Below are 1,961 nucleotides of genomic sequence, written 5' to 3' on the forward strand. Positions count from 1 at the left end.
CAAAGATTATGATGAAAGTGCTTTGGCGTGTTTGTCGTTTATCGCCGACCACAAGCCAGCCCACGATAGGGTGCTGGCGGTGTTCAATGGGATTAAGGGGAAGTTGTTGGGGTGAGCTGAATTCGTCGTCTGTACTCAAGGATTTAAGTCAAGACGACGATGATTAGAGAATATCAGTTTGGTTTTCATCGAGGTAGATGACTGGCGTTAATGTTTTCTGCAGCTCTTTGGAAACTTCACGTGCTTTTTCAAGCTCCGAGTCATCTAAGAATTTCAGATTGAACTCGTTTGTTATGACATATTCATATCTCTGAAATTGTCTACCATAATCAAAGCTACTGTCACTACGGTTAAAATCATCAACCATTGCCCATGCTGCTCCTTGCACCAGCGCTGATCTATTTAATTCAGCTTTTCTAGCAAATGCAGGTCCATATTTATATACTTTACTGAACAGGGTTAATGTCCGTAGGATTTGGCCATCAGTATAGTCTTCGTCAATAACTGCATTTTCACCATTGCTTGCAAAATATAAATTTAGATTAATAGCATATGCATCATTATTTTTTGCTGCTAGCTTATACAGGTTTTTTAAAATTTTTCTGTTCTTTTCAGACAAGACTTGAGTATTGTCATCTGTATCACTGCTGCTTACCCAAATGGGGTAGCTGTAGCTTTGACGATATAGACTTGCTAGCTCCATGAGCGGATAATAATAATGATCCTTTACACCATCAACAGCCGCTTTTGCCAGAACGTTAAAACTTTCTTCGCTTACAGCCGTTCTGTTACCACCTTTTAACATCACATCATGGTGAAAAAGAGCATATCCAGCTCTGGCATCACCAGTCTCAGCCAATTTTTTCAGTATGACTCTACCCTTTTCTCCCCATTCTTCACTGCAGTGATATCCTATGTATTGAGTACATTCAATGTCTCTACTGTCTAATCTAATTGCCGCGTATGGGTTGCCGAGTTTGGCTGATTTTGTAAACAATTCGCCTGCAGTACCCCCTGAATATATACTTTGTCCGTAGGTGATTTCTGCTAACCAAAACATGGCTTCTGAATCGCCTTTTTCTACTAAAGGTGCTAGTAGAGTTTCCGCTTTCTCTTTGTCGCCATATTGGATGGCTAATAGTGGAGCATACAGTGAATCTTCTGGACGATATCGACTGGCAGCATAGGGATCACTATTAACCGTGTCATCTTCTGTATATGAAGATAGTTGCTCTTGTAGAAAACTTGGACCTTCGGCAATTTTTCGCTGAAAGCCACTGGGGTAGCTTTCAATTGCAATGTATGTGGCAATAAGAATAAATACGCCCATAAAAATATGCTTTCTTTTAATAGTCATAAAATTTCCCATTTTTTCTCTTTCCAGCTAGGAGCGTTTTTTATTTTTTCTGATAACTCACTGTAGTCCTCCCGGGAAAACTCTCTATATAGAACGACATCTTTCACAATTGCCATATGGCTTTTTTCATTCACATACAGGTTCATTCTCGAGCACAATTTAGGAGCTAATGAATTGAAGTTTCTCTTTACATCTTCTGCACTTTCTTTTGATTCTACATTTAGCCCCACTGTATCAAGGTTGGAAATGAAATCAGCTAATGTACTCCAGCCTTCTGCAAATCGTCGGCATCTCTCAAGACGACTTTGCGCGCTTTCCAAATTGCCCTCCATTAGTATCAAAGATTTTTCAAACTGAGAGCACCTTGTATCTTTGTCCTTGTCATCTTTAGGGTAGATCCATTCCATGATTTTCACGATAGCCTGAGCTTTTACTACCTCATTTTGAAGCACTTTGACATCTTTCTCTAAGAACTCTGGCACATAGCTGGTATTGGGAGCTGCGCGCCAAGTGTCATACTTCTTATTGCTCAAACTAAGAAACAATCTGGACAGTGTTTCGGGTGGTAAATTCTTCACCCATGTCTCTACCTTTGAACTTGGCC

2 protein-coding genes are annotated in these 1,961 nt (G+C 40.1%); both read right to left on the reverse strand.

Features of this window, described 5'->3' with window-relative positions; translation table 11 throughout:
- Positions 1–163: 163 nt before the first annotated feature.
- On the reverse strand, positions 164–1,369 hold the full coding sequence (locus tag LRP50_RS25150) for an SEL1-like repeat protein (protein ID WP_274167133.1): 1,206 nt from the start codon (positions 1,367–1,369) through the stop codon (positions 164–166).
- Positions 1,354–1,961: hypothetical protein (locus LRP50_RS25155; protein ID WP_274167134.1), on the reverse strand; the 608-nt coding region annotated here is incomplete at its 5' end. The genes LRP50_RS25150 and LRP50_RS25155, both read right to left, overlap by 16 nt.

Source organism: Enterovibrio gelatinilyticus (genome assembly GCF_028683095.1).
Classification (GTDB): domain Bacteria; phylum Pseudomonadota; class Gammaproteobacteria; order Enterobacterales; family Vibrionaceae; genus Enterovibrio; species Enterovibrio gelatinilyticus.

Bases quoted from the DNA above. Each gene is read 5' to 3' on its own strand.
- LRP50_RS25150 (WP_274167133.1), bottom strand. From the start codon at position 1,369: ATGGGAAATTTTATGACTATTAAAAGAAAGCATATTTTTATGGGCGTA.